This is a genomic window from Streptococcus sp. 27098_8_12, from assembly GCF_041432115.1.
Classification (GTDB): Bacteria; Bacillota; Bacilli; order Lactobacillales; family Streptococcaceae; genus Streptococcus; species Streptococcus parasanguinis_V.
This window is the reverse complement of the sequence record NZ_JAPVZA010000013.1, coordinates 56,947-77,855: the sequence shown is the minus strand read 5'-3', so window position 1 is coordinate 77,855 and position 20,909 is coordinate 56,947. Positions and strand designations below refer to the sequence as shown.

Annotated in this window: 13 protein-coding genes; 1 reads left to right on the top strand and 12 read right to left on the bottom strand. The window is 46.5% G+C overall.

Translation table 11 applies throughout. From position 1 onward, the window contains the following. Nucleotides 1-275 precede the first annotated feature (275 nt). The 12 genes from O3629_RS06785 to O3629_RS06730 form a co-directional block, all read right to left on the bottom strand. A complete protein-coding gene (locus tag O3629_RS06785; RefSeq protein WP_049474201.1) occupies nucleotides 276-962 on the bottom strand; it encodes a YoaK family protein in 687 nt (228 codons plus the stop codon). A 129-nt stretch (nucleotides 963-1,091) separates the two neighbouring features. After that, complete coding sequence (locus O3629_RS06780) at nucleotides 1,092-1,868, bottom strand: NUDIX hydrolase (RefSeq protein WP_021154052.1); 777 nt, start codon at nucleotides 1,866-1,868, stop codon at nucleotides 1,092-1,094. Further along, nucleotides 1,869-2,651, bottom strand: coding sequence for a nicotinamide riboside transporter PnuC (gene pnuC, locus O3629_RS06775; RefSeq protein ID WP_371495750.1), 783 nt, complete (start codon nucleotides 2,649-2,651; stop codon nucleotides 1,869-1,871). A 22-nt stretch (nucleotides 2,652-2,673) separates the two neighbouring features. Next, on the bottom strand, nucleotides 2,674-3,735 hold the full coding sequence (locus O3629_RS06770; RefSeq protein ID WP_023919820.1) for an AAA family ATPase: 1,062 nt from the start codon (nucleotides 3,733-3,735) through the stop codon (nucleotides 2,674-2,676). Between the two features lie 164 nt (nucleotides 3,736-3,899). After that, nucleotides 3,900-4,625 (bottom strand): hypothetical protein, encoded by a 726-nt coding sequence (locus tag O3629_RS06765; RefSeq protein ID WP_070675808.1) that lies wholly within the window; start codon nucleotides 4,623-4,625, stop codon nucleotides 3,900-3,902. Between the two features lie 164 nt (nucleotides 4,626-4,789). Then, nucleotides 4,790-5,197: a DUF4430 domain-containing protein gene (locus O3629_RS06760; protein ID WP_371495746.1), complete on the bottom strand. Its 408-nt coding sequence runs from the start codon at nucleotides 5,195-5,197 to the stop codon at nucleotides 4,790-4,792. Then, nucleotides 5,175-5,663: a hypothetical protein gene (locus O3629_RS06755; protein ID WP_003002175.1), complete on the bottom strand. Its 489-nt coding sequence runs from the start codon at nucleotides 5,661-5,663 to the stop codon at nucleotides 5,175-5,177. Before O3629_RS06755 ends, O3629_RS06760 begins: the two co-directional genes overlap by 23 nt. Nucleotides 5,664-5,672: 9 nt before the next feature. Continuing rightward, nucleotides 5,673-8,102: an ATP-dependent Clp protease ATP-binding subunit gene (locus tag O3629_RS06750; RefSeq protein ID WP_371495743.1), complete on the bottom strand. Its 2,430-nt coding sequence runs from the start codon at nucleotides 8,100-8,102 to the stop codon at nucleotides 5,673-5,675. Beyond that, nucleotides 8,103-8,567 (bottom strand): CtsR family transcriptional regulator, encoded by a 465-nt coding sequence (locus O3629_RS06745; RefSeq protein WP_371495741.1) that lies wholly within the window; start codon nucleotides 8,565-8,567, stop codon nucleotides 8,103-8,105. It lies immediately after the preceding gene. A gap of 217 nt (nucleotides 8,568-8,784) precedes the next feature. Beyond that, nucleotides 8,785-12,492: an alpha-L-fucosidase gene (locus tag O3629_RS06740; RefSeq protein WP_371495739.1), complete on the bottom strand. Its 3,708-nt coding sequence runs from the start codon at nucleotides 12,490-12,492 to the stop codon at nucleotides 8,785-8,787. Between the two features lie 105 nt (nucleotides 12,493-12,597). Then, a complete protein-coding gene (locus O3629_RS06735; RefSeq protein ID WP_371495737.1) occupies nucleotides 12,598-19,476 on the bottom strand; it encodes an Ig-like domain-containing protein in 6,879 nt (2,292 codons plus the stop codon). Between the two features lie 215 nt (nucleotides 19,477-19,691). Continuing rightward, entirely contained in the window at nucleotides 19,692-20,213 is a 522-nt protein-coding gene (locus O3629_RS06730; RefSeq protein ID WP_272144355.1) for a DNA starvation/stationary phase protection protein, read from the bottom strand. Between the two features lie 154 nt (nucleotides 20,214-20,367). Between O3629_RS06730 and O3629_RS06725 the strand changes: the two genes are divergently transcribed. Next, nucleotides 20,368-20,838: a small multi-drug export protein gene (locus O3629_RS06725; protein WP_003002130.1), complete on the top strand. Its 471-nt coding sequence runs from the start codon at nucleotides 20,368-20,370 to the stop codon at nucleotides 20,836-20,838. The last annotated feature ends 71 nt before the right edge of the window (nucleotides 20,839-20,909 follow it).

The following is a 20,909-nucleotide window of genomic DNA, read 5'->3' as shown; positions in this document are numbered from 1 at the left end:
TACTATTTTTAAATAAAATAAGTTAAGCAATTCTGCAAAGAAATATAAATATGTTTTAATTTTTTGAGCGAATCAAAAAAATACCGAAACTTTCCGCTGTGAGAAAGGTGCCTGAAACACGATTGTTTCAGGCACTCGGGAGTTTTGAGACCTTAGGCTCAAAACTAAGTCATGGAACTTCTTCGAAGTTCGCTGACGTCCGTACTCACCTAAGGAAAGTTTCTAAGATGACTTTGTCATTAATCTAAAACAGGACCTCATGTGAGGTCCTGTTTTTATAGATTGTCTGTTTGCAGGCCGAGTTGTTTAACTCTGGCGGTGTAGTAGGTCATGATCAAAAAGAGGTTCACTGTGATCAGCCAGATGGCCCATTGGTGAATGAAATGCATGAGGATGGCTACACTAATAGCTCCTGCAACAAAGCTTCCAACGACAATCCCGTAATTCATCGCTTGTCTGCGATACTCGTCCAAATCTCCCTTTCCTCGAGTGATTCGGTACAAGGCCGTCAGCATCTTGCGGTAATTTCCAGAAGTCATAAAGATCACATAAGGGTGATTTTCGATGAGGCTCCCTGTAAAGGTCAACATCATCATCCCTGTCCCAAAAGCAATAAAGGGAACTTCTACAGGTGGTATGACAGACACCAAGGGAATCAGGAGTGTCACCACAAACAAAGGAATCAACATCTTGGTCCGCCAAAAGGCTGTCTTGCGATACTCTCTGATATGGAGGGCAACCACAAAGCCGATCGAGAAAAATAAAATAGATGAAAAACGCATGATGGTATTTTCGACACGGGGATCGTGCCAATCAGCGATGAGAAGCAGTAGGTTCCCCGTTTGGGTCGCGACCAAACTCCGATAGTGCATGTGGCAAAAGACATCGAGGCCTCCTCCTATAAAACCAAGCAGAGCCCCCATCAGTCGTGTATTTTGTGGTAAAATTATTTTTTCTTCCATAGTCTTGTCTCTTTTGATTTCAATTATGATTATTATACCACTTTGCACACAAGTGGAGCAGGAAAAATCAGAAAAAGCCCTTCCGTTACTATAAGTAAGGGAGGGCTGGTAGAATGAACCCCGCTCGATCTACTGTTTCAGGCGATAGGTCTTGCGTGGTTTTTTCTTAGGTACTCGCTTGACACCCACTTCTTCCACGAATTCTCCGAATTTCACGAGGAAGTTATTGCTAACGATGGGGCGTCCAGGATTGATCAGATTGACCAACTCGGTTGCTTCATAAACGGTGAAAGGCTCCTCTAACAGATAGAGGAAGGTTGGATTCCAGTCCAGACGCCCCTGAATCCGCTTGATCGACTCTTGAATAATCTGGTAGTGGTCAAAGGCAAAATCAGAAGCAGCTAAGGGTTCTCCATCGAGCAAACACTGGGACTTTTTGAAATCGACATCGAGAAAAACAACTTCCTTGGCATCGTCACCTGCATGGGCTAAGTCTACTGCTTCTGCCGGCAGATAGACCAGATGGGCAATGGTAATGACCCAGCCTCTGGGGTCCCGCTCAGGGGTGGAAACGGTCATGAGCTGCTCCACCTTATTCACTGGCAGATCGAGCCCAACTTCTTCTTTGACTTCTCGGATACAGGCATGAGTCGCATCTTCATCCTTGTTCACAAAGCCCCCCACCAAGGCGAGGCGGTGTTGATAAGGGTGGGCCTTGCGGCGAATGGCTAAGAGCTTGAGCTTGCCTTCAACAAAACAGTAAGCTACCATGTCCGCTGTGACACTTGGAGTTTCATAAGTCGGCAGATCTTGCTCCTTGTACCACTTGAGAAAGTCTGCTTCACTAGCGACCGTCTCAAAATACTCTTTCTCCGTCATTCCTGCTGGAATCGAGAGACTTGCCATCTAAACCACCTCCTTCTTGAGGGCTTTGGTCCATTGGTACCAGCCTACTAAACTATTGAGCGTGTAAACCCAGTACATCCCTTGAATGTGAAGACTCTGATCCCACCAGAGATAGATACTAAAGACGTTGGTCGCAATCCAGAAGATCCATTGCTCCCGGTAAAGGCGGGTCATTAGGAGCTGGCCGACCCCGTTGGTCGCATCGGTGATACTATCACGGAAAGGGCGAGCGCTATGGATACTTTGATACGCGAAGCCCATACCGATCCAAATCACAGCACACAAGGCCAAATAGCGCATCCACTCGATTAAGTTCAATTTCTTGGCTTCAAAGTGAGATTCTTCGACCTTACCTTGATCATTGATCCGATTAGAGAGCCAAACATAAAGACCGATCGGTTGCATGATGAAGAAATAAAGAGTTGTCAGAACTTCCCCGTAGAAGTTTTTATTGAGGGCTAAAACAAGGTAGATAGCGGAATTCACTGCTCCAAAGAGGTAGTTACTAGCACGCCCTTCGGCAACCAGGATAACACAGACAATGCCTGTCCAAGAGGCAAACAGTCCCAGCCAATCATGCTGTCCTGTATGATTGGTCCATTCTAAGAAGAAGGGAACGCTGGAAAGAAGCAGGAGATAGATCCATTGAAAGGCTGTACGTCCCACAAAAAGGTCCTTCCACAGGAGTTTCATAATATTGACAAAACCCTGCTTTTTCGCTTCTTGGTGAACATTTTTAAAGTCTTGGATAAAGGTTGTGAATTTTTCAGATAGGTTGTTCATTAGGTGATTCATAAGCTGCTCCTTAGTCGGCTTGGTAAATGGCATCGATCACCTTCTTGGCTTCTTCGTAGTTGCCGAGGTAGTCTGATGCGAGGAAAGTAGTCGGAATGTTTCCTAGGTATTGCTGGCGCAATTGGTCCAGGTAATTTGAAAAGCTGGTGCGGATCTCTTCGTCAGCCATGGTCATGTCTCGGAAGCCATCATTGACATAAGAGCCGATCGGCTGTACAAAAAGGATCAAATCCCATTTTTCTTTGGAGAGAATACTGACAAAGAGGTTGTCAAAGGTATCGGTCATGCTGGTATCCTGGCCTTCGACTTCCATGTAGTAGTCGTAATAACCCTTGGTTACCAGGGAATTGGTATCGGCGATGACAAGGCCTCGATTGGCACTACTATCGATGAGCTTAGAGGTTTGATCATACTGTCCTAAGAGTAGGTAATAGTAATCTTTTGGCGTGAGCTCATCATCCCGCACATTGTTCTTGATCTGGTATTCACGGGCATACTCAAGACTAACAGGTGCATCGTAAAAGCGAGCTAAGTCCTTTGCAAGGGTCGTTTTCCCGTTGCTGGCGCTCCCCATGATCAAAACTTTTTTTGTGAACTGGCGACGGAAGGGCTGAGCGATATATTTCCAGTATTTGCTTGGATTTTCCCGGATCATGGTAGCAGAGATCCCGAAGCGGCGCTCTTCTAAGTGAACTTCAAACCCTCTAGCTTCCAACTCTTCCTTATAGGCTTTCTCCCCTACATAAAAGATCAACTCTTCTGTCTCTGTTTGATACTGGATGGTGTCTAGGGCTGTCTGTAACCAAGGCTCCCAGCCCAAGGGATAACGAGGAAGTTCTGTCTCATCTAACTTATAGACTTGGGTCAACTCATCATTAGAGAAGGCTTCGCGGATATAACGGAAGCGTTTTTGTAAAGTCAACCCGACTTCTTCGCCACGGTCCCCTTCATAACCAGATACGATGACACGAACGCGATCACACTGACGCTTGGCCCGCTGGATCAGGTCAATATGCCCCTGATGAAGAGGCGCAAAGGTTCCAAAAACCAGGGCAATTCTTTCTTTTTTCATATAAACTCCTTTTTATAATTTTTTATAAATAGATTTTCTTTATGTTTTTATTATAAACTATATTTTCTATCTGTCAATAGTTTTTTATAAAAAAATATATTTTTCTTCAAATCAACAAAAAAAGATCTGAAAAGAGAAGCTTCTCCTTTCAGATCTTTCGCATTTTATTCACGAGTGAGGGAGTGGCTGACACCGTCTTTCAGAACCGTCACACTAGATACTGAGCCATCTTTTCCAACTACGATATCTAGAGTCGCCGCAGACCCATCGCCTGCTGAGAGATTAGCATGGTAATGGCCGTCATCCAAGGTATAGTTATAAGCGCTGATACCATAGGCTACGGGTTGGCCCCCAGGAAGTTGGATGGTCACTTGACCACCTTGGCCAATAGTGACTCCAGTGTCGCGTTTGTCAGACCAATTCCCAGCTGCTGCAGAGAAATCCCCTGCTGCTACAGAATAGACTCCCTTGTATTGGGCATTCTCAGTAGCAGAAGCTTGCTTCTTAGCATGGGCATGACCGTCTTCTAGACTTGGCAATTTTGCTTTCGCTGGTGTTGCTGGAGTGGCTACTTCTTTTGTTTCTTTTGTTACGGGTGCTGCTGGTGTCGCTTCTTTAGCTGGAGCAGGTGTTTGACTAGCTGCTGCTTGGTTATTTTTGCTACCAACAGTATGACTTTCTTCTGATTTGCTATCAGAGGATGAAGAGGCAATCGGATCTTTACTAGTGATCACTTTTTTCTTAGAAGAAGAGCTGGTTTGTTTAACCAGACTGGTCTTTGAACTGCTTGCTTCTGAAGTTTTTTCTTCTTTATTCCCGCCACAAGCTCCTAGGAAAAGACTAGCTGTCAAAGCTAGGGCTGCTAGGGAAATGATTTTTTTGTTTTTCATAACAGAACCTCTTTTTTGTAACATTTGTAATATTTTGTAACATTATTGTAACACTGTTATATGAGGCTGTCAATAGTTTCTCAAATATTTTTCTAATTTGAAAGAAATTTTAGGTAAGTTCCTAAACTTTGCAAAAAAAAGCCGGACATACTGTCCAGCTTTTCTTATTTATACACTTCTTGATAGAATTCGATCTTGTCCCCTTTTTTAACGGTGGTTTCAGCAGCACCTTTTGGAGCCATTTCGCCATTGATCTTGTACATCCAGTAAAGACCTTTGGCTTCATCTTGGCTGTGACCGTCAATCGAGGTGATCATGCCATTTTTTTCTTCAATCTTGTAGTTGGCTTTGAGCACTTTCATGAGGTTGCTCTCTTCTGCTACTTTCAAGGTTTTCGATTGCGCTTTTTGACCTTCTGGCGTCACGCTAATCGTAATCGAAATTTCGTTTTTCTTGGCAACTTCTGTGCTAGAAGCACTTGTTTGATGGTTTGTGCTATGAGACGGAGCGCAACTCGCTAAAAGAAGAGCTGCAAGTAAGGTCATCAAGCTAGAAATGGTTTTTTTCAACATAAAATCTCCTAAAGATTTGATAGATAATGGGATAGAAAATGATCGTCGACAGAGCATGGGCAAGGTTAAAACTAAAACCATTGACCAAAGCATAGGTCCACCAAGGAATATGGTATATCAAGGCATAAACACTATCGATCAAGACCCCATAAGCAAAGGACAGTAGGCCTACAAAAAGGATCTGAAGGACAAAGGGCAACCACTTGTAACTGATGCGCCAAATGAGCATCAAACAGCCAAAGGCGACAATCTGAAAGAACACAATCAGGCTCATCCCCAGGAAAAAGGCGGAGACAAACATGGTGATCATCATCACAAGAAAAGCAAAGCTATACCCTTCAAATATCACCAAGAGAAAAAAGATGGCAGAAATAGGTTGGACATTTGGGAAAGGGGCAAAAGCCTGACGTAGAGCGACACAAAGGGCCGCCAAAAGCGAAATACGGGTTAATCGCTGAAGCGTCATGACATCCTCCTAGACAATCTCAAACTTGATCGTTCCGGCTGTCGTTCCAACCTTGATCGTTTGTCCTTCTTGGGCTTGGCCTTTCAGCAATAGCTCTGCTAGTTGATCTTCCACTTCGGTCTGCAAGACACGACGCAGTGGGCGAGCTCCCATTTCTGGATCGTAGCCTTTGGTTGCTAGCAACTTGAGCGCTGAAGGCTGGAATTTGAGGGTCATGCCTTGTTCGGCCAAGGTCGCGATGAGCGGTTTGACCATGACTTTCACCACCTGCTGCATGTCCTCGCTTGAGAGACTATGGAAGACCACCTTTTCATCAATCCGGTTGATAAACTCTGGACGATAGGTCTTCTTCAACTCTTCAAACATGCGTTTTTCCATATTAGCTTGATCAAAGCGGATATCTTTGGCACCAAAGCCAACTGTCTTATCATCCCGAAGGGCTGTTGCTCCCAGGTTTGAGGTCATGATGATAATGGTATTGGAGAAGTCAATCTTCCGGCCTTTACTATCGGTTAAGACTCCGTCATCCAAGACTTGCAAAAGGACATTGAAAATATCTGGATGGGCTTTTTCCACCTCATCAAATAAGAGGACCGAATACGGTTTGTTGCGGACTTTCTCGGTCAACTCGCCTCCTTCTTCGTAGCCCACATAGCCTGGAGGGGCACCGTTGAGGCGGCTCGCTGCGAATTTTTCCATATACTCACTCATATCAAAACGGATGAGGGCCGATTCATCATCAAACAGAACTTCCGCCAAAGCTTTGGCTAGCTCTGTTTTTCCGACACCGGTAGGTCCCAGGAACATGAAAGAACCGATCGGACGCTTGTTGCTACGGATACCTGATTGATTGCGTCGAATAGCCCGACTGATACTCGAAACGGCTTGGTCTTGACCAATCACGCGCTTGTGCAATTCTGTTTCTAAGTTGAGGTACTTCTTGGCATCGGTTTGAGTCAGTTTTTGAGTTGGAATACCAGATAATTGGCTCAAGGTCACTAAGACATCTTGGTCAGTGACTTCTTTTTTGTAGACAATGGGAGCGGCCTCTACTTGTAAGAGTTGGGCTGCTTTCTTCCACTTGCCGTCCATCAAGGCCCGATCCAAGGCGGTCAACTCTTCTTTTACGTGACCGTTGGAATCGCGGTTTTGTACAGTAGCTGCCGCTTCATCCAAGAGATCAATGGCTGAATCTGGCAATTGACGGCTGGTCAAATAGCGGTGAGCATATTTGACAGCTGTTTCGATCGCTTCATCGGTAATGGTCACATGATGGTGGTCCTGATAAGTCTCTTTCAAGCCTTGGAGAATCTGGATGCTATCTGCAACACTTGGCTCTTCAATGGTGACTTTCGCAAAACGCCGAGAGAGGGCTGCATCTTTTTCGATATGCTTTTGGTACTCATCTTGGGTCGTTGCCCCAACTGTACGCAAGGTTCCCCGTGCCAGGGCTGGTTTTAGAATATTGGCTGCATCTAAGGTCGAATCAATGCCGGATCCTGACCCCATAATGGTATGCAGTTCATCGATAAAGAGAATCACGTGACCGTCTTCTTCGATGTCCTGGATGATATTGTTCATCCGTTCTTCGAAGTCCCCACGGAAGCGCGTTCCTGCAACAACATTCATGAGGTCCAATTCTAAGACACGCATTTGCGCGATTTCAGCTGGAACATTGCCACTAGCGACCCGCTGAGCCAGACCTAAGGCAAGGGCAGTTTTCCCGACCCCTGCTTCTCCCACCAATACAGGATTGTTCTTCGTCTTGCGGCTGAGGATTTGGATCATGCGTGAAATCTCTGCATCCCGGCCGATCACAGGTTCAAGCTGGCCTGCACGCGCCATTTCTGTCAAATCACGGGTATAATCTTCAAGACCTCCACTGGTGCTTGGTGGCATGCCCATCATATTTCCCATGGTTTGTCGGTTAGGGTTTTGAGCCCGATAAAGACTCCGAATGGCTTTGATATCGTTCTTGTCCCAGCCTGCCTTGTCTTCTAAATTCTTGCGAAGGGAGGCAATAGGGACTCCCTTGTCTTGCTCTGTAAAGGCAAAGCCGGCAAACTCCATGACTTGGCTCGCCAAGGTCCCACGGTCCGCTAGAAGAGAGAGGAGCACATGCTCTGTTCCCAAGGTCTTGGCATGAAGAACCTGGGCAATCTCTCTTGCGTGCTTCATAATGGCTTCCATCCGATAAGAAAATGGGAAGATTTCATACCGATTGTCGCTTTGAAAAGCTTGGCCTGTAATATGCTCCGCTGCATCCTGAAACTCATCGATCTGCATAGGATAATCGTTCAGTACAGAACCTGCCACGCTATAGGGATTATTGGCCATAGCCGTCAGGAGATGCCAAGTATCTAAGGTATGTCCCTGATAGTGGCCTGCTAGTATTTGGGCCGCTTCTATACTTTCTAACAGTGCTGTTGAATAGTTCATCTAGTCGGTATTTCCTTTTCTATCTACTTGTTGAATGATTTTTTTCAGCATACTTGCTCGTAGAATGAGAGCATCTCGACCTAGGACCTCATCGGAGGTCGTCGCAAGCAAGAGCTGCGTTTCACGTCTTGTCAATAATTTTTCTTCATAGAGCATCTGGAGGATATCATTGAAGACCTGCTGGCTGATGGTTTCTCCAATATTGGCTGCCAAGTCTTGGAGCATCTGATGGTGATCTGAAAACTGGACCTTGCCAATGCGGATATAGCCACCCCCACCGCGTTTGCTCTCTACAATATAGCCTCGACTCTCGGTAAAACGGGTCTTAATGACATAGTTAATCTGACTGGGTACGACCTGAAAGACATCGGCTAACTCACTTCTTTTGAGCTCTGCCATGCCAGCTTGAGCCAGCAAGGCCTTGATATAAGCTTCAATGCTATCAGATGTGTTCTTATTTGCCATGATGCTCCTTTCTGGCTTGTTTTTTTCTAGATGGATGCTCTACTCTTTGGCCCATAAAAAATGGCCTTGGAGTGTTCCTTCTCATCATTGACCTTATTTGACTATTATACAATTTTTACGGCTGTAAATAAAGCAAAGACTCCATGGAAATCGGAATCTCTTAAGAAGGCAAAACAAAAGAGGCTAGTGAGAACTAACCTCTTATGCGAAGAAGGAACTACTCTTTGCGACGAGCGAATTTGGCGCCTCCACCCAAGAAACCTAGACCAAGAAGGCCTAACCAAGCAAAGAAACCACTTTCTTTTGTACCGGTTTGAGGAAGTTTTCCTTCCGATTGTAGAGAAGGACTTTCAACATCTTTTTTTTCCGGATGATCTGAAGTCAAAACAGAAACTGCTTCTGGGGTTTTCGGTTGGAAGAAAACTGGTCTTTCTTTTTCTTTTTTGTCTTCTGCTTGAGAAAAAGTTGCAACTTCTGGCTGCTCCTTACTTGGAGTGACAGGAGTGGTTGGAGTCGGCATATCAGCTATCAACGGACTTTCTTCCGCTTCCTTCGTTCCAACTTCTGTGATCTGGTCCTGAGCCTCCACTTCGACAAAGGCATCGACTTCTGTCCGAATTTCTTTGCCTTCTTGTCGAACCTCGATCAATTTCAGCCGGCGTCCGACCTTCCCTGCTTGAAGGATCCGGCTCTCGCCCTTGGCCAAGTCCTTGTTCTCACGCGTTTGACTCTCAAATGGAATCTCCTCTGCTTCGATGAGAAGCTCTGGCTTTTCAAGAATCAGATCTCGAACACCTTGATCTGGGCGTGTCTGCGCCAGGGGTTCATAATTGTGAGCATCTTCTAAGGTGGTTTCAAGGGCTTCCACTTGATTAGCTGCAGCAACCAAATCTGGTCGCTCTTGATCCAACAACTGAGTCAAGTCCGTCAATTGTCCTTGAACCGTCGGTTTGAGGTCTGCTTTCAAGCGATCGAGAGAAGTAGCCTTGATCTTTTCTACTCCTTCTCTGATGATCTGTTGCAGCTCTTCTTGACTGAGCAGCTGACTATCTTTCCCTGAGAGGACAAATCGGTCCACCTGGATGGCTCTAGATGACTGAGGATCATTGAGGGCTGGATCCAGATGCAGGCGTAGCTGGTGGTAGCCTTTTGCTAGGCCTTGTAGATTGACCAAACTCTGGTCGAGCTTGCGTTGATCTCCGTAGCCACTGAAATAATGATCGCCTTCGATCTCATAATCATGGCCCCGACCTTCTTCGAAGGCCATTTCTTTTCCATCCAGGGTGACGCTGTAGAGCCCATGACTTGGATCAACCACTCCTCGGACCTCCACGCCGGTGCCCTTAAAGGTAATGGTCACTTCAATGTGTTTCTTGCCTTCTTCATCGGTCACTTGGTTAAAGCTAGACCAAGATTCTGTGCCATTTGAGAAGTTTGGATTGTCTGTCTCGTGCTGCCAACCCTCACTGTAATGCAGTTTTGGATCTTGGTCATCTACTTCTTTGCGATTTTCTGGAAGCAGGTCCTCGTTCATCACTTGGACTGTCAGTTCTGGAATAAAGCCGACCAGACTTCCTTGATCCGGATGCAACAATTTGACCTTAAAGTCATAGACATCGGTTGCTTTTCCTGCAAAATCAAGGGTTGGAACTTGGACTGTTTTTTCTGTCTCGCCATCTGCGAACTCAAGGGTGACGTTGGTATCTTTGTAGACCTTGCCATGAACCCCTGTTCCTGGTTCTGTGATTAATTTCAGACTGGCACTTCCTTTAGAGCCACCTTTTCTCTTGACGAGGATTTGCGCTGGGTCGCCTTTCTTAACAGCTAGAGTTGGCTGAGCAAACTCAAAGAGACCCTTTTCTTGGTTATTGAGGGCATAAATCCCTTCCGTTGCGATCGCATCTCCCTTGCTATTGACCAAGGTCAAGGTATGAGATCCTGCTGCCAAGTCCGGTGTTTCATAGACCTTTTGGCTACGTTTGCGGCTTGGGCTTTGGGTATTGACGGTCGCTAGCTTTTGTCCATCGACATAGACATCCATTTCCCCATGACCAGGGTCGACAGTTGCGACCACATAGGCCTTAGTGCCTTCAAACTGATAGGTCACCGAAGCTCCCTTTTCCTTGGTCCACATAGAGGTACCTCGAACGCCTTCTCCCTCTTCATTCCACTGACCATTGGCCCGGTCAGCAGTCCGGTCAGAATGATAAGTCAAACCAAGCGGATAGCCATCAGTTTCTTCAATGCTAGCTGGCGTCTTATAGACAGAGACTCCGTTCAAGATTGGAGTGGCTTGGGCATCAGTGATGGACACCCGGATATAGCGACTATCAACTGGTTGCCCTTTGATTAATCGGCGGTATCCCACAGTTGAGCCAGCTCCATAAGGAACCCATTGCCCATTCACTGCCACATCAATGGTGAAGCCAGAAATCCGTTGGCCTTTCTCGATGGTTTCTTTGAGCTCTACCACATCAAAGTGTTGCTCTTTTCCAAGATCGAGGACAAAAGATCCGGTCTTGGCATCATCAGCCGGGGCCCAACTGGTCTTTTCATCGCCATCTGTCAAATGGCTAGCCTTGTAGAGAGAATTGCGTCGTGTCGAGTCAGCTTCGACCAAAGCTCCTGCCGCATAGTTCACACTGTAGAGTTGGTCCAAGGTCTGGCGGAATTCTTTCAAACGGGCTACATCGGCCTCCGCAAATTTTCCGTCTTGATTGGGTGGAATATTAAGCAGAAGCGGGGTGCCATGGCCGACCGATTTGAAGTAAATGTCCATCAATTCGCGCAAGGACTTAGGTTCTTGATTGTCATGGTAGAACCAGCCGGAGCGGATAGAGACATCGGCTTCTCCCACTGAGTATTGCTTCCCTTCCGGATCCCCGTGATTGAGGTAGCTATTGGATGGATTGTTGCGGATCTTATCTGGATTGACCTTTTGCCAAACAGGATCTCCGGCAATCCCCTTTTCATTTCCAATCCAACGAACATTGGTCGGCTCAGCTGAGAAGATGGCAATATCCCCTTGGGCCTTGCGAATGGCTTCAAACCACTTGTCAAAGGTATAGGTGACTTTTTGAGCCCCATCGCCACGCGCACCATCCATCCAGACTTCTACGAACTTGCCCTTGTTACCATATTTTGGATCTTCAAGGATTTCTTTGAGCTGGTTGAGATAGTATTCGTTGTATTGGTCCTCTGTATCCACATGGTAGAGCGGGCTGTGAGCATCCCAAGGCGAGAGGTAGACCCCCATATCCATGTCATACATGCTGGCAGAAGCAGAAACCTCGGCTAGGATATCGCCTTTCCCTTCCTTCCAACCGCTTTTAGCAATTGTATGGTCGGTGTATTTGGATGGGTACAAGAGGAAGCCATCGTGGTGCTTGACGACCATGATGGTTCGTTTGAAGCCCGCGTCTTTCAGGGTTTTGATCCACTGATCGGTATCCAGATGCTCTGGATAGAAATAATAAGGATCTTCTTGCCCATCTCCCCACTCACGATCGTAGTAGGTATTCATCCCAAAGTGGATGAAAGCTGCTAGTTCTTCGCGGTGGTATTGCATCTGAGCCTTGCTTGGAAGTGGTCCGTAATCCGCAATCTCAGTCTCCTCGTTTAGAGAAGTGGCTGGTTGGCTTGCTTCTGTCCCTTGACTGACTGTGCGATTTTCTTTCTCACTAGTAGCTGCTGAGGGCTGTTCTGATTCTTCTTGGTGCTCGTTCACAGTTTTCTCCTCCTTTCCTTGATCTCCTGCATTGCTCGTTTCAACCCGTTCTTCACGTGGTTCACTATTCTCAGCTTGTTCCTCTGCGTAACTGGTAGTCACTCCCAAAAAACAAGTCGCTACGACTACCGAGCAGACGCCTACTGAGAGTTTACGAATGCCAAATCGATTTCTCTTATCAAATAATCTTTTTCCCATATTCCATTCCTTTATGTCATCAGGTAAAGAGGGTGGAGACTTTCCCCATCCTCTTTCTGTTACCTGTGAACTTTTCACCGTATAGTTGCTGGCTTATCCAGCTTTTTACTTGGCCTTATCGGCTCTTTTTTTCTGATCATCCAGCACAGCACCGGCAAGACCTGCTGCTAAGAGACCTGCCACAAGGCTTGCGACGCTTTCTTCCGTTCCTGTATTTGGTAATCTACCTTCGGAAACTGGAGCAGTTGAAACTGCTGGTGTTTGAGCTGTTTTCTCGACTTCCTTCCCTGCTGCATCTGTCCCTTCCTGACGCACTGCTTTGACCTCAAGAGATGCTTGAGGAGTTGGGGTAGCTACTGGTCCTTCTGAGCCATGAGGATGTTCTGGGTTCGGAAGCGGTTGTGGCTCTGGCCGTGGTTGCGGCTCTGGCTGTGGTTGCGGTTGTGGCTCTGGTTGTGGCTGAGGTTCTGGATGAGGTTCTGGCTGTGGCTCTGGTTGTGGCTCTGGTTGTGGAGTGTCTGGAAGTACTTCTTTCGTGCCCACCTCTGTGATTTCTGCCACTGGATCTAGCTCTACAAAGGCATCCAGTTCCTTCCGGCTTTCCACACCATTTTCTTGAGAAACTTCCACCAAGCGCAATTTGCGGCCTTTTTGACCTTCTTGAACCACACGTTTCTCACCTTTTGGAAGATCCGCATTTGGACGTTCTAGGCGTTCAAAGTCCATCTCTTCTGGCTCAATCACCAACTCTGGTTTGGTATGGGCCAGATTCTTAACCCCTTCTTCAGGAATGTCTGAGCCTGTAGGTGCTTTTACGGATAGAGAAAGTTGATATACTTTTTCGAGCTTGCCATCTTCTGAGACAACCTTGATAAGAACCGGAGCATTGGCACTTTTAGCATCGATGACCGTAACGGCTGTTCCATTCTTGCCTTGTGCTGAAACGATTGGACGTTCTCCCTCATACTCTAGATGATAATCTGTCACATCTGGTTTAAAACCTTCTAGGTCTTTGCCATTCACTTGGATCGTAACGTCAGTTGTTGCCTGGGCCTCTTCTGTTGGGGCATAGGCGCTCAATTCAATGATTCCAATTCCTTTAAGATTTTCGTCACGGACCATTCTTAAACGGATGGCTTTCGTTCTGGTTTCGTTGAAGCTGAGGTTAGAGATATAACCAGGCTCAAAGGCATAATCCAAGCTATACGGGATTTCTTCCCAGTTTGAGGCTTGGTTAAATGGATGATCTGGAAGATTCTTCAGATTGCCATAATCATCCGGAACATCAAAGTCTGGACCAATATAGCGTTCAAGAACCGTTTTCGTTGGCAGACCTGTTTCCTGATCTGCAAAGAAGTCGACCGCTACTTTATTGACTAAGCGCTCTGTTACTTGACCATTTTTCTTGAAAATGAGACCAGCAAACACTTCTGTTTGATCCGGCTCTCTCTTCCAGTTGGTCCAACGGTAGTACTCGTTGTAGCCACCATCATTGATGTAATCGATATAGTCGATTTGATTTGGATCGAGATCGTTGGTTTCACTAGCAAATGCTCTGGTATCCTCTGCATTGTAGTCACGGTTCACAGAGAGGATTTCTCCTGTCTTTTCTGACACCCGGACGGTCAGCTGAGCTGTCAGATCATAGCCAATGACTTTTCCTTCCAGCGTGAAGCTACCTTCGTGAGAAAGCGCATCAGCTGGTAGAGGCTTCCAGTCCACCGTCAGTTCCTTGCGTTCATAGCCTGTATCCCCTTGGAAGTAAACGCCTACGGTAGATGGTAGAACTAGATCTTGACCGACTTTCACAAAACGGCTGCCTGCTTCTACTGCTACTGGAGTAGCTTGTTTCAGTTTTTCTGCATCACTTGTGAGATGGAGACGGTATTCTTGTAAGATAGTACCATCTTCTGCTTTATGGATGACACGGATTGGCTCACCTTCATGGACGCTTGGTACAACCGTTGCAAGACCGTGATGGCTGGCTGTCGCTTCCACTTGTGGATAAGCCCGATCACGCGCATCGATGTAGTAATCGGTCACACTTGGGTTGACACCTGGCAAGACATCGCCATTGACGCGAATGGTCAACTGGCTCTTTTCTTCTGCCGCCACCTTATTGGCAAAGATCTGAATCTCTGAAATAGAGCTTCCACGTTTGCCTTCTGGTGTCTTCATGCGGATCCGAACGGCATAGGTGTCGACTTTATCAAAACTGAAATGATTCATCTTGCCAGCTGCTACCGGTTCTTCAACGGTTAGGTTGCTGACTTCTTTCCAGTTGGCTGGATTGTTAAATGGATGGTCTGTTTCGTCTTTGACACGATTTGGATTGCTTGGAACTGTTGGGATTTGCTCTCCTGTATAGTACTCAATCACGTATTCACTTGGAGCCCCAACGCCGTGGTCTTCATGGAAACCAACATGGAGGTTGTCCACTGCACGCTTGGTCAAGATACCAGAGTCCCCAAACAAGATTCCAACCGAATCTTCCGCATTGTCACGGCCCCAGTTGGTCCAACGGTTAGCTGGAGCATCGGTAAAGGAGATGACCTTGTCATTGACCTTAGCAACTGGATCTGCATCGTTAGAGTCACTTGCAAAAGCGAGTGGCAAGACAGATCCTGTCCATTGCTCTGCTACATTGGCTCCCTTGACTGTGGTGCTAGAAACACGAATATGAAGACGGGTTGGAAGATCCGTTCCTTCTACACGACCAGCTAGGACAACTTCTCCTTCTTTGGCCAAGAGTTGCGGATCGACCGCATCCCAGGCCACCTTAGCAGTATAGGTCTTACCATTAGAGTGATAGGTACGCACGCTTTCTGGAAGGGCTGGTTTTTCTCCGACTGGAGTGGTAGTGCTGACTTCTTCTACAGCGATAATGCCTTCAACCGTCACTTGAGCTTGGGCTTCTTTTTCCACACCCTCTACATGACCGGTGACTGTAAAGCTATGGTAATCCTTGACTTGATCTGCGGTTACAGCATCCCAGGTCACGCGTTTTTCTTTAGGGAATCCCTTATCATACTCGACCAAGACGGTCTCTGGAAGAGCTGGCAAAATGTTTCGATCTGTACTAATCCGTACAGGACGCACCTTGACAACCGTCTTTTCTTCAGGATTTGGTGTGATGGTAAAGCTGACTTCTCCCGTTTGTCCTTGGAAGTTGGCTTCTAAATGAACCAAGCCTACTTCCCGCAATTCCAAACCTTTATTGGTTGCGACTGCTTTTCCTTGACTACCAGCTCTTGTTTTCACATCGATTTGATCTGCTTTGAGACTTGCTTGGCTACCATCTTGGTAATGGGCAATGACTTCAAGTGGTACCGTTTGGTCTTCCTTGAGTTCCTGTCCTTCTGGCAGACGCAATTCTAGGCGCTCAATCTGTGGACTTTCTTCTTGGAATTGGACCACATAGGTCTGTACAGCTCCCGTATCCTGAGCAGTTACAAAGATTTGAGCTTTCAAACCATTTTCACGGTTAGCTTGGAGGACCGTCACTTGGGCATTTTCTGCACTTGCTGTGACTTGACCTGGCTCTTGACCATAAGCGAGGGAACGGAAAATAGTATGGTTGCCACTACCAAATTTTGGAAGAGCTACTCCATCTAGCTGAACCGTTGGTTTCTTAGCCTTGGCTACTTCTCCTCCTGCAACCACTAGTGTTGCTTGAACCGTTTCCCCATTGCCTAGGAGTCCTGTCGCTTTCAAGCGTGCTCCTGGTGTGGATAACTGATCTTCTTGACCAGCTTCCAAGGTCCATTGATCGACTTCATAGTGAGCACTGGTCCCATCGGTGAAGACTAATTGCACAGTCTTATCCACTGTCGCTAGGTCTGCTCCCTGCGGGATTTGTTTGATGACTGGAAGGACTTGTTCCACGCCGATCACATCAACCAGAGCTTCGACCGTGCGTCCTTGAACATGACCTGTCACACGGACTTGGCCGGCACGGCTATAGTTTGCTTTGTCCCATTCAACAGCTTCTTCTTGGGCCTTGCCATCGCTATAGACCACATTGACCTTACTTGGTAAGGCAGGCTCTTCTCCCAGATAAGCACTTTGTCGAACCGGTTCGACTCCCAAGACAGAGCGTTCTGCTTGGTCCTTCTTACCTGTAAAGAGGCTGACTTGGTCTGATTGCAAGCGATCTGAGTCTGCATACAGAGTAAAGGCACCCGCCTGCTCAGTTGATTTGACAATCACAACCCCTTTGCCGTTGAAGGCTTTGCGTTGCCATGAGCCATCTTCCTGCGCTTTGTAGCGTTCACGGCTAGCTTGTTCCCCATTATCGACACCGACAATTTGACCTTGCCCATGCAGATGGAAATGCACCAAATTATTGGCAGTTGGGACGACACGACCTGCTTCATCGACGATTTCATATGTAATATAGGTCAAATCCTTGCCGTCTGCTACAATGGCGTGTTCTTCTTTCAGCAGGCGAACACCGGCTGGCTTCCCAGCTGTCTCGATCTGATCACGTGCGATCACTTCGCCTGCTTCGTTGCGCGCAATAGCTTCTACTTTACCTGGTACATAAGGAACCAACCACTCTAGATAGAGTTCATCCGGATTTGCCCCTTCTTGGTAGGTCCGGCCATCAGCTGTGGCCTTCTTGGTAAAGGTCTTCACTCCTTGTGATTCCCCATTGACAATCAATTCCACACTGTGAGCATTGGAGAAGGTCCGAACAGGGATCCGGCCTTCTTCGTCCATGACACGATTGGCTAATTCTGGATTGTCCCAGTTCCAATGTGGCAAGAGATGGACCATCGGATGTTTCTCTGCCGATACCCATTGACTTTGGTAAAGGTAAAAATCATTCTTTGGAAGGCCGGCAGTATCCACGATACCGAAATAAGAACTTTTCACAGGTGTGTCATTTTGGTTGTGCCATGGTGTTGGCTCACCGATATAATCAGTACCGGTCCAGATAAATTGTCCTGCATAACCGGCATGATCACGGTCAAAGGTCCAAGAGGCGGTTGCTGTCCGACCCCAACCAACCCGGTCATTGCCGTAGTCTGATTGTTCATAGTGGCGGTCTTCTTGGTTGCTGCCAACCCATTCTCTTTCAGGATGATAGTATGAGCCCCGTGTCCGCGTTGCAGAAGAGGTTTCCGAACCATAAATGAGCCAGTTTGGATGTTTGGCCCGTAAGCTTTCATAGTTGGCCTCTGAATAGTTAAATCCAACCGCATCGAGCTCTGCTGCTACCTTTTCATGGCCTCCTGAGCCATCACCAAAGCGGAATTTATCAGCTCCCATGGTGACATAACGGGTTGCATCCACGTCCTTGATGGTCTTGACCAACCGACGAACAGTTGCGACAGATTTGTCTGAACCATCTGCTTCACCGACTTCGTTACCGATTGACCACATGACAATGGCTGGATTGTTCTTGCCCCGCTCTACCATGGTTCGTAGATCGTAATCGGACCAAGTATCCCCCTTACGAGCTTCTGGGTGAGTGGCATCTTTTTCAAAGAAACGACCATAATCGTATTGTTTCTTACCACCATACCAGGTATCAAAGGCTTCTTCTTGGACCATCAAGCCCAACTCAGCAGCAATTTTTAAGGTTTGTTCACTGGCTGGGTTGTGGGTCGTCCGAATCGCATTGACCCCCATGTCTTTCATCTGTTTGAGACGACGGTATTCAGCCTTGTAATTTTCCTCAGCTCCAAGAGCCCCGTGGTCATGGTGAAGGGATACTCCGTGGAATTTCGTCGCCACCCCATTGAGGAAGAAGCCACCTTCTGGCGTCCAGTTGAGATAGCGATAACCAAAGCGTTCCTTTTGCACATCGACCAACTGCGAATCCCGATAAACCCGCGTATACAAGGTATAGAGAGCTGGATGATCCGTTTTCACATCCCAGAGGGTTGGTTTTTCAACATGCAAGGTTTGAGAAAGGTTGATCGCTTGACCTGCTAGAACAGCTTGTGCTTCACTGCGCGTTTTTTCGCTCACCACTTGGCCATTTTGATCGACAATTTCATATTCCGCATAAATACTATGGGCTTGATCATCTTGGTTGACAATGCGGCTCTTCACCACCGTATCTACTGCCCCATTTTGCTGTTTTTCCAACTGAGGGGTCGTAATCGTAGTCCCATACTGCGCTAAATGAACCTTGTCCGTCACACTCAGCTTAACATCCCGGTAAATCCCGCTACCAGAATACCAACGGCTACTTGGTTGTTGATTGACCACATGAACGGCGATGGTATTCTCGCTTCCATCTGCGTTCAAATAAGGAGTAATATCATAAGAAAAGGCATTGTAGCCATTTGGATAATGACCAACGAATTGTCCGTTTACATAGACTTTGGAATCCATATAAACCCCGCCAAATTCCAAGCGGACCTTCTTATCTAGATCTTTGTCGTCCAAACGGAAGGTCTTACGATACCAAGCATCCCCTCCGTTTAATTGACCCCCCTCATTTTGAGCAGGAGAGTTGTGATCGAAATCAAAGAAAATAGACCAGTCATGAGGAAGATCTAATTTTTTCCAATCCTTGACATCCACTTGACGCCCTTCTGCACCAGGAGCTGCATTTAATTTAAAATACCAATCTTTATTAAAATCACGTTCTCGATCTTGCACAATATCCTCCGCTACACGATTTTGATCTGGAGCAGCAGTTTCTTCCGTTCCTGTAGCACGCTCAGATGAAGTAGAAACAGGCTGGCCCTCTCCTTGAGGGGCTGGCTTTTCCTCAGCTCTGGTAGGGGTGATGACAGCTGGAGCTTCTGAAACTCTTGCACCAGCTTCAGGAACTTCCGTTTCTGAGTTTTCCGTTACAACACTTGGTGTCTCCATCGAAGTCGGTTCACTTTCGAGGGCTGGCTTTTCTTCCGCATGGACCCTTGAAAGACCCAAGGCAGAAATCCCAATCACAACAGAACAAGCTCCAACTGAGAGCTTACGAATACTAAAAACAGGACGCTTTTCAAAAAAAGACTTTCCCATAAAAACCTCCTCTTAGGATTAACTATTCAATTTGTAAGCGCTTCCTTATACCTGCGAACGCTTACAGAAAATCACATATTAACTATACCAAAAAAATAGAAGCGATAGGCCTCGATTTCGCTCCAACTATAGTTAGATTAAGAATTCCTTTAATTAGTGGAAATCTCCTACAAACCAAAAAAATAGAAGCCAACGGCTTCTATTTTTTTATGATCTTATAATCCTGGTTCTTGACCAAGTTCAGCAGCCACCATCCAAATGTTCTTTTCAAGTTCTGCTTTCGCCCCAACAAAGATATCGTTGGTTACATCGTCGCCTTCAGCGTCAGTAACATCCAAAGCTTTTTGGTAAAGGCCATCAAGGTAATGGAAGATTTCAAGAACACGTGCCAAGCTTTCTTCTACATTTTTTGTAAATGCTCCACGGCGTTCTTCAATATTGCTGTGTTCCAAAAATTCAGTCATGCTAGAATAAGGAGCCCCACCAAGAGTGATCAAGCGTTCGCTCACTTCATCCAAGGTTGCATCCAAGCTGTCCATGTATTCGTCCATTTTTGGATGCCAAACCATAAAGCCACGTCCACGCATATACCAGTGTACTTGGTGGAGGGCAATGTGAGCTACGTAGAGATCTGCTACGACTTGGTTCAAGAGCGCTTTTGTCTCTGGAAGACTTTCTTTATTAGAAGGTGCAAAAGTTGCTACATCAGTAGCTGCTTCATGTTTCATAGTTGTCATATCGTTTCTCCTTTTTATAATGATTCTAATTAACTATGTCTTTATTATATGCTTCCTCATTCAGAAAGTCAAGATAAAAGATTTAAAAATATCATTGTTGCCAATTGAGAAAAGATACGATAGAATGAAGAAGACTAATCGAAAGGCTTGACTAATGAAATATATCTTTACCTTCCTGATCTCCATGGTTCCCCTTGTTGAATTGCGCGGAGCCATCCCTTTTGCCATTGCAAATGGTATTCCCTTATGGACAGCGCTCCTGATCGGAGTGATCGGAAATCTTCTCCCCGTCCCTCTGATCTTCTTTTTCGCCCGCCATATCCTCACTTGGGGGGCAAAAAAACCAATCATAGGAGGCTTTTTTAGCTGGTGTCTCAATAAGGGCCATAGAGGCGGACAGAAATTAGAAAAAGCTGCAGGAGACAAGGGAATCTTCTGGGCCTTATTGCTCTTTGTGGGAATTCCTCTTCCGGGAACTGGTGCCTGGACCGGTGCCCTTGCGGCTTCTATCCTTGACTGGGACTTCAAACGCAGTAGCCTCGCAGTCATGCTCGGAGTGATCCTAGCCGGCCTCATCATGGGAACCCTGTCCCTGCTCTTAGGAATCGATACCTTCGCACATTAAGCAAAAGAATGAGCCCATGATATCAATTCACATAATATCTTCTCTGAATCTTTCCTTAGGTGAGTTATTTA

What these genes read in the sequence shown, in the direction of transcription:
- O3629_RS06765 (WP_070675808.1), bottom strand. Translation starts at nt 4,625, where the DNA reads ATGAAAAACAAAAAAATCATTTCCCTAGCAGCCCTAGCTTTGACAGCT.
- O3629_RS06770 (WP_023919820.1), bottom strand. Translation starts at nt 3,735, where the DNA reads ATGAAAAAAGAAAGAATTGCCCTGGTTTTTGGAACCTTTGCGCCTCTT.
- O3629_RS06785 (WP_049474201.1), bottom strand. Translation starts at nt 962, where the DNA reads ATGGAAGAAAAAATAATTTTACCACAAAATACACGACTGATGGGGGCT.
- O3629_RS06750 (WP_371495743.1), bottom strand. Translation starts at nt 8,102, where the DNA reads ATGAACTATTCAACAGCACTGTTAGAAAGTATAGAAGCGGCCCAAATA.
- O3629_RS06735 (WP_371495737.1), bottom strand. Translation starts at nt 19,476, where the DNA reads ATGGGAAAGTCTTTTTTTGAAAAGCGTCCTGTTTTTAGTATTCGTAAG.
- O3629_RS06725 (WP_003002130.1), top strand. Translation starts at nt 20,368, where the DNA reads ATGAAATATATCTTTACCTTCCTGATCTCCATGGTTCCCCTTGTTGAA.
- O3629_RS06760 (WP_371495746.1), bottom strand. Translation starts at nt 5,197, where the DNA reads ATGTTGAAAAAAACCATTTCTAGCTTGATGACCTTACTTGCAGCTCTT.
- O3629_RS06780 (WP_021154052.1), bottom strand. Translation starts at nt 1,868, where the DNA reads ATGGCAAGTCTCTCGATTCCAGCAGGAATGACGGAGAAAGAGTATTTT.
- pnuC (WP_371495750.1), bottom strand. Translation starts at nt 2,651, where the DNA reads ATGAACAACCTATCTGAAAAATTCACAACCTTTATCCAAGACTTTAAA.
- O3629_RS06755 (WP_003002175.1), bottom strand. Translation starts at nt 5,663, where the DNA reads ATGACGCTTCAGCGATTAACCCGTATTTCGCTTTTGGCGGCCCTTTGT.
- O3629_RS06730 (WP_272144355.1), bottom strand. Translation starts at nt 20,213, where the DNA reads ATGACAACTATGAAACATGAAGCAGCTACTGATGTAGCAACTTTTGCA.
- O3629_RS06745 (WP_371495741.1), bottom strand. Translation starts at nt 8,567, where the DNA reads ATGGCAAATAAGAACACATCTGATAGCATTGAAGCTTATATCAAGGCC.
- O3629_RS06740 (WP_371495739.1), bottom strand. Translation starts at nt 12,492, where the DNA reads ATGGGAAAAAGATTATTTGATAAGAGAAATCGATTTGGCATTCGTAAA.